Source organism: Pseudomonas sp. P5_A2_2, assembly GCF_054177685.1.
In genome coordinates this window covers 1-7006 of record NZ_JBGCUL010000183.1, presented here as the reverse complement: position 1 = coordinate 7006, position 7006 = coordinate 1, and the positions used below count along the sequence as shown (strand labels likewise).

Genomic DNA, 7006 nt, shown 5'->3' with positions numbered 1-7006 from the left:
GCCTTCGATGGGTGCGCGCCCCTCGAACTCGAGGCCAAGTTCGGTGAAGAATTCGATGGCAGCGTCGATGTCTTCTACAACGATGCCGATGTTGTCCATGCGCTTGACCGTCATGATGTCTCCTTGCTGTCCAACTTAGCCGTCCAACGTAGTAGCCGAACACCTAGCTTGGCATTCCCGGGCAAGACGACAAAATAAACAGACCAGCGGATCCCCCCGCTCAACCGATGTTGCCTCAGGCACGCCAGGCGGGATTCTCGATCAGTAGCGCCATGCCCTGCCCGCCGCCAACACAGGCCGCGGCGACGCCATAACGCAGATTGTGCTCACGCAGTTGTCGGGACAGGGTCAGCACCAGGCGCAAGCCACTGGCGGCCAAGGGGTGGCCGAGTGCCAACGAACCGCCCTTAACGTTCAGACGCGAAGGATCCAGCTCCAGTTCCTGAGCCACCGCCAGGACCTGGGCGGCCTGGGCTTCGTTGATTTCAAAGCGGTCGATCTGCTCCAGGCTCAAGCCGCTGCGCTGCAACAGCAGGCGAATCGCCGGTGCCGGACCGATGCCCATGAACTCTGGCGCCACCCCGACCACCGCGCTGGCCCGCAACAAGGCCAGCGGTGTATCCCGACAGGCCGAAGCGCGCCCGACCAGGGCCGCTGCCGCGCCATCGACCACCGCACAACTGTTGCCGGCGGTTTGCACCCCGCCTTCGTGCACAGTGCGCAACCGGGCCAACGCCGCGATGTCTCCGGGCCGTGGGTGGCTGTCCTCACTCACCGTGGCGACACCGCGTGACAGGCGGATGCTGCGTGGCTGATAGCCTTGCAGTTCAAACACCTGATGCCCCACGGCAACGATCTCGGGTGCAAGCCAGCCAGCCTGGTGTGCCGCAAACGCCCGGTGGTGACTGGTACAGGCGTAGGCGTCCACCGCTTCGCGACTCAGCCCATAACGCCGCGCCAGGTTGTCGGCGGTGGTGATCATGTCCACCCCGGGAGCCGGGTCGTACAAGGCTTCCCAGAGAAAATCCTTGAACTGCACTTCTGTACCAAGGCGGAATCCGCCTCGATGGGTATAGGCCGCAATCGGATTGCGCGACATCGATTCGGTGGCCACGCACAGGGCCAATTGCACGCCGTCATCCAGTTGCCTGGCGGCCTGGCGCAGCAGTTCGAAACCGGTGGCGCAGATGCGTTGCACCCCCAGTGCCGGAACCGATTGCGCCACGCCGCTGTAGAGGCCGATGTGCCGTGGCAGCATGTAGGCATCGAAGCTGGCCTGGGCCATGGAGCCCGCCAGCACGCTGTCTACCGCCAGTGGGTCGACTTGCGCGCGAGCCAGTACTTCGCGCCCGACCTTGATGCCCAGGTCGATCGGTGAAACCTCGGCCAGTGCACCACCGAGGTCCACCCACGGCGTGCGCAGCGCATCGAAAATCGCCGCATCGGCAAAGGCCGAGTACTGCCCGCCTGTGTTCAGGACTTCGCTCCCGATTTCGCCCCGGCGCGCAGGATGGCCGGATCGAGCCCGCGATAGAGCGCCTCGACCTGCTCCGCGCGCCACTGCAATACCGCACGCTGATTGATCGAACCCTTGTCGGTGATTTCACCCCGGTCGATGGACGCCGGCTCGTCGAGCAAGGCGATCCACTCCAGGCGACTGGCATTGCCCGTGGCCTCGCGATTGAGTCGCTGCAACCAGCCGGCAAACCACTCGCGCACCGGTGCGCTGGCCAGCACCTCGGCGTCGCTGGCACTGGCCGCCAGCCCTGACAGTCGTCGACATTCAAACATCCGCGCAAAGACCAGCGCGCCCAGGCATTCACGATCCGGCGCGGTCACCACCAGGTCCTGGACATAGGGCGATCCTTCGAGCACCGCGCGGCTGCGCAAAGGTCCGACACTGACGAACACCCCGGATGACAACTTGAAATCTTCGGCGATGCGCCCGTCGAACATCAGCCCCAATTGCGGATCCCTCGGGTCGGCGAGCTTGAGTGCATCGCCGGAACAGTAGAAGCCCTGGGGGTCGAACGCTTCCAAGGTCTGCTGCGCTGACCGCCAGTAGCCGGGCATGATATGCGGCCCACGAAAACGCCCTTCCAGTTTGCCGTCCACCGGCACCAGGCGCACCTCGCAACCGGGCGCCGGCAGGCCGACGTAACCGGCCATGGACAACGGCCCGGTGGTGAAGGTGCAGGACGGCGAAGCCTCGGTCATGCCGAGCCCGGCCATCATGCGAATACGCTCACCGCAATGCTGTTCGCTGATCCGGTCGAGGCGGTCCCAGACACTTTGCGACAGACCGGCTGCGGCAAAGAAGAACAGGCTGATGCGCTTGAAAAAGATCTCCCGCAGTTCCGCGTCCTGCTCCAGTGCCGAGACCAGTTCTTCCCAACCCTTGGGTACGGTCAGGTAGGCGGTGGGCGACACTTCCTTGAGGTTACGCAGGGTCTGCGCGAAACCCTGCGCCGTCGGCTTGCCGTCGTCCAGGTAAAAGCTGCCACCGTTGTAGAGCACAATGCCGACGTTATGGCTGCCGCCGAAGGTATGGTTCCACGGCAGCCAATCCACCAGCACCGGCGGTTCTTCGCCGAACACCGGAAACGTCTGCAACAGCATCTGTTGGTTGGCGCACAGCATGCGTTGTGTGGTGATCACCGCCTTGGGTAGCTTGGTCGAGCCGGAGGTGAACAGGAACTTGGCGATGCTGTCCGGCCCCGTGCTGGCAAACGCGGCTTCGGCCTCGGCCCAGCCCTGCTGCTCGAGCAGGCTGGCAAAGCTGACCTGACGACGCCCCGCGACTTCGCCCCGGACGGTAATCATGGGCGTTTCAGCGGGTAGCACCGCCTCGATGGCACGCTGGTAGGCCGCGGCATCACTGACAAACACCAGGCCGGGTTGAAGCAGGTCGCAGACGTGACGCAGCTTGGCGAAATCCTGGGACAGCAGCGAATAGGCCGGCGACACCGGGCAGTAGGGAATGCCCGCGTACAGGGCGCCGAAGGCGAGCTGCAAATGCTCGATGTCATTGCCAGAGAGCAGCACCAGCGGTTTGTCCGCCGACAGGTCGTAGCTCAACAGGCTTTGGGCGATGGCCCGGACACTGTCGAGCATCTGCGCGTAACTGACCCGACGCCACTCACCGTCGGCCTGGCGAGCGGCGATAAAGGTCTGCTCGGGACGCACCCGGGCCCAATGCACCAGACGGTCGAGCAGTCGCGGTGGATACTCGGCCAATGGCTCTTGGGAGCGCATGTGCAATGCGCCCTGCTGTTCTGTCACCTCGACCGCTGCGCGACCGATGGACACGTGACGGTAGCGCGACGCGCCGGCCTGGGTGTGGGGTTGCGATCTGAATTCGGAACTCACGTGCTTGTTCTCCATCAAGGCACGCTACCACCAAGCCGCACGAATGGGCATGGTGGTGGCTGCAGCCTTTTTTATTGTTATTTCTGCTGTTCAGATCGGGTAATGCCGCGGTCCATGCTGCAAGGTGACCCAGCGCAACTGGGTGAAATGCTCGATGGACGCCTTGCCGCCAAAGCTGCCGTAGCCGCTGGACTTGACCCCGCCGAAGGGCATTTGCGCTTCGTCGTGCACGGTCGGGCCATTGATATGGCAGATGCCCGACTCGACCCGTTGGGCCAGCGCCAGGGCGCGCCCGGTATCGCGACTGAAAATCGCCGCCGACAAACCAAACTCGGAATCGTTGGCCAGATGCAGCAACGCTTCATCGCCCTCCCCGCGCAGCAACACCGCCACCGGGCCGAAGGACTCTTCGCGATACAGACGCATGGTCTCGTTGACGCCATCGATCAGGGTCGGCTGCAAAATGCTGCCGTCCAGTTGCCCGCCGACCACCAGCCGCGCGCCCTTGGCCAAGGCATCGTCGATCAACCCCTTGATGCGCGTACCGGCACTGGCATCGACCAGCGAACCGAGCACCGAATCTGCCGCCGCAGGATCACCGGCGCGCAGGGTCTCGACCTTGGCCGCCAGCCTGGCGACAAAGGCGTCGGCGACCTTGGCATCGACGATCAGGCGTTCGGTGGACATGCAGATCTGTCCCTGATTGAAGTAGGCGCCGAAGGCAGCTGCCTCCACCGCCGCATCCAGGTCAGCATCATCGAGCACCAGCAACGGCGCCTTGCCGCCCAGCTCCAGCAAGGCCGGCTTGAGGTGGCGCGCCGAAAGCTCGCCGACAATGCGCCCGACATGGGTTGAACCTGTGAAGTTGACCCGCCGCACCGCCGGGTTGGCGATCAGCCGCTCGACAATCGCCGGGGCATCCGCCGGGGCATTGCTGATGACGTTGACCACGCCATCACCCAACCCGGCATCCTGCAAGACCTGGCCGATCAACCGATGCACCGCCGGACTCAATTCGGAAGCCTTAAGCACCACGGTATTGCCGCACGCCAACGGCATGGCGATGGCGCGGGTGGCGAGAATCACCGGGGCGTTCCACGGGGCGATCCCCAGCACCACACCGCAGGGTTGACGCAGGGCCATGGCAAAACTGCCCGGCACATCCGAGGGGATGACTTCGCCATTGATCTGGGTGGTCATCGACGCCGCTTCACGCAGCATGTTGGCCGCCAGCCGCACGTTGAAACCGTACCAGTTGGCCATGGCCCCGGTTTCACCGGCCGCGGCAATGAACTCTTCACTGCGCGCCTGCAACTGCTCGGCGGCCTTGAGCAAACGGCTGCGACGTTCATTGGGCGCCAGGGCGGCCCAGGCGGGAAACGCCGACTGAGCGGCAGCCACCGCGGCGTCGGCATCTTCCAGGGTCGCGGCGGCTACCCTCGATACCAGTTCACCGGTCACCGGGTTGCGGCGTTCGAAGGTCCGACCGTCGCGGGCAGGCAGCGACTGGCCGCCAATCAGCAGGGGCACGTCCAGCATGGTGATTCCTCTTTATTGTCTTTATCGGGAATGCATTCGAGCGATAGAGCGCGCCGGGGCGGACATGCACCCGGCGATCAGTCTCAGCGCTTGTAGGCCTGCAGACCGGGCTTGATGCTCTTGTCGTCGAGGAACTGCTTCATGCCCTGCTCGCGGCCACCTTCGGTGTCGAGCAGGCGCGACTGGTCGAGCTTGGCGTACAGGTAGTCCTCGTTCTGCTCCCAGGTCAGCTCGCGGCAGCGCTTGAAGCCATGCTTGGCCGCACGCAGCACCACCGGGTTTTTCTCCAGCAGGTTGCGCGCCAGATCCACCGTGACTTCACGCAGTTGCGCCAGGGGTACGCTTTCGTTGACCAGACCCATCTCGGCAGCTTTCTGCCCACCGAAGGTCTTGCCGGTCATGATGTAGTACAGCGACTGACGATGGCCCACGGTGTCGGCCATGGCCTTGCTCACCAGGTTGCCCGGCGGGATGCCCCAGTTGATTTCCGAGAGGCCGAACGTCGCTTCGTCGGCGCAGATCGCCAGGTCACAGGCCACCAGCGGGCTGAAGCCGCCACCGAAGCACCAGCCGTTGACCATGGCGATGGTCGGCTTGGCGTACATGCGCAGCAGTTTCCATTGCCATTGCGAGGCTTCGCGGCGGATTTTTTCCTGGAGGATCTCCGGGCCCGCGTCCACTTCGCGAAAGTATTCCTTGAGGTCCATGCCCGCGGTCCAGGCATCGCCGGCACCGGTCAGCACCAGCACGCCGGCCGCGGGGTCCTGCTCCAGGGTTTCCAGTACATCGATCATTTCCCGGTTGAGTGTCGGGCTCATGGCGTTGCGTTTTTCCGGGCGATTGAGAATGACCCAGGCGATGCCTTCTTCGATTTCGACCTTGACGGTTGTCCAGCGACCTTCGTAGTTGCTCATGGCGATGCTCTCTTGTTCTTGGCTTGAAGATGACTGGAAATTAAAGGACCTATATAGTTATGTCAATTAACTATTAATCGAATTAACCATTTTTTTATCTACCCGAAAATATCCTCCGAACCCATCACCATGAACGGCGGGCATAGCTATCAGCGGCCAACCCCGGCAAACTGGATACGCTTGTTAACCTCCACCTGTTCAGGATTCACCCGCAATGGCCAAGCCTTCTCCCCTCGCCGCCCCGAGCGAGTCCCCGTCCGCCACCGCCGAGCTGCAGGCACCGCTGGATTCGGCACTGGATGACCTGATCGGCTACGCGATGCGGCGCGCCCAACTCAAGCTGTTCCAGAACCTGATCGGTCGCCTGTCAGCCCATGACCTGCGCCCCGCGCAGTTCTCGGCCCTGGCAATCATCGAGCAGAATCCGGGACTGATGCAGGCCGACCTGGCCCGGGCCCTGGCCATCGAGCCGCCGCAGGTGGTGCCGCTGCTCAATAAACTGGAAAGCCGCGCRCTGGCGGTGCGGGTGCGTTGCAAGCCGGACAAACGCTCCTACGGAATCTTCCTGAGCAAGACCGGCGAAACCTTGCTCAAGGAGCTCAAGCAGATCGCCGCGCAAAGCGATTTCGACTCCACTTCATCGCTGACCGGCGAGGAACGCGAGGAGCTGCTGCGCTTGCTGAGAAAGGTTTACCAGGACTGAACGCGCGCTGCCGGCACGCTCCAGAAGAGACGGCCGGCGGAGAACATCGAAGGACCCGGGCTTACCAGATCGGCGAGGTATAGAGCACCAGGAAGCGGGTCTGGTTTTCATCGCGGAATGCCGCGCCGGCCGGGAAGTCATTGCGGTAGATCGACTTGCGCGCCAACAGACCGAGGTTTTTCAGCGGGCCGCTCTGAATCACATAACCCAGCTCCATCTGGAATTCGCGTTCCTTGCGGTCATCGGCGTTGAAGGCGGCCAACTCGATGTTGTCGCCGCGCACATAACGCAACCGCCCCTTCAGCCCAGGCACGCCGGATGCGACGAAGTCGTAGTCGTAGATGGCCTGCCAGGTGCGCTCCCTGGCATTGAGAAAGTCCGAACTCATCGTCAGTTCGCTCATGCCCATCAGCTCGGTGCCGGAGATGTACGGCGTTGCCGTGTCGCCACTGGAATACATGTAGCCAAGGCTCACTCGGTG

General features: G+C 63.3%; 6 protein-coding genes and 1 pseudogene. 1 reads left to right on the top strand and 6 read right to left on the bottom strand.

Annotated elements, in window-relative coordinates; genetic code table 11:
• The 5 genes and pseudogenes from ACXRVY_RS13295 to ACXRVY_RS13275 all read right to left on the bottom strand — a co-directional run.
• Nucleotides 1–99: pseudogene (locus tag ACXRVY_RS13295) on the bottom strand (VOC family protein); the annotation flags it as partial.
• 136 nt (nt 100–235) lie between these two features.
• Complete coding sequence (locus ACXRVY_RS13290) at nt 236–1477, bottom strand: thiolase family protein (protein ID WP_223462861.1); 1242 nt, start codon at nt 1475–1477, stop codon at nt 236–238.
• Nucleotides 1474–3369: a feruloyl-CoA synthase gene (locus tag ACXRVY_RS13285; RefSeq protein WP_223462812.1), complete on the bottom strand. Its 1896-nt coding sequence runs from the start codon at nt 3367–3369 to the stop codon at nt 1474–1476. The genes ACXRVY_RS13290 and ACXRVY_RS13285 overlap by 4 nt, the downstream gene beginning before the upstream one ends.
• Before the next feature lie 90 nt (nt 3370–3459).
• Complete coding sequence (locus ACXRVY_RS13280; protein ID WP_223462811.1) at nt 3460–4908, bottom strand: aldehyde dehydrogenase; 1449 nt, start codon at nt 4906–4908, stop codon at nt 3460–3462.
• An 83-nt stretch (nt 4909–4991) separates the two neighbouring features.
• Nucleotides 4992–5822: a p-hydroxycinnamoyl CoA hydratase/lyase gene (locus ACXRVY_RS13275; protein ID WP_056722899.1), complete on the bottom strand. Its 831-nt coding sequence runs from the start codon at nt 5820–5822 to the stop codon at nt 4992–4994.
• A 214-nt stretch (nt 5823–6036) separates the two neighbouring features.
• Here ACXRVY_RS13275 and ACXRVY_RS13270 point away from each other — a divergent pair, with 214 nt between their 5' ends.
• On the top strand, nt 6037–6525 hold the full coding sequence (locus ACXRVY_RS13270) for a MarR family transcriptional regulator (RefSeq protein ID WP_223462810.1): 489 nt from the start codon (nt 6037–6039) through the stop codon (nt 6523–6525).
• A 61-nt stretch (nt 6526–6586) separates the two neighbouring features.
• Here the strand turns inward: ACXRVY_RS13270 and ACXRVY_RS13265 are convergent.
• On the bottom strand, nt 6587–7006 hold a 420-nt coding region (locus tag ACXRVY_RS13265), incomplete at its 5' end, for an OprD family outer membrane porin (RefSeq protein WP_458237535.1).

Bases quoted from the DNA above. Each gene is read 5' to 3' on its own strand.
- ACXRVY_RS13280 (WP_223462811.1), bottom strand. From the start codon at position 4,908: ATGCTGGACGTGCCCCTGCTGATTGGCGGCCAGTCGCTGCCTGCCCGC.
- ACXRVY_RS13275 (WP_056722899.1), bottom strand. From the start codon at position 5,822: ATGAGCAACTACGAAGGTCGCTGGACAACCGTCAAGGTCGAAATCGAA.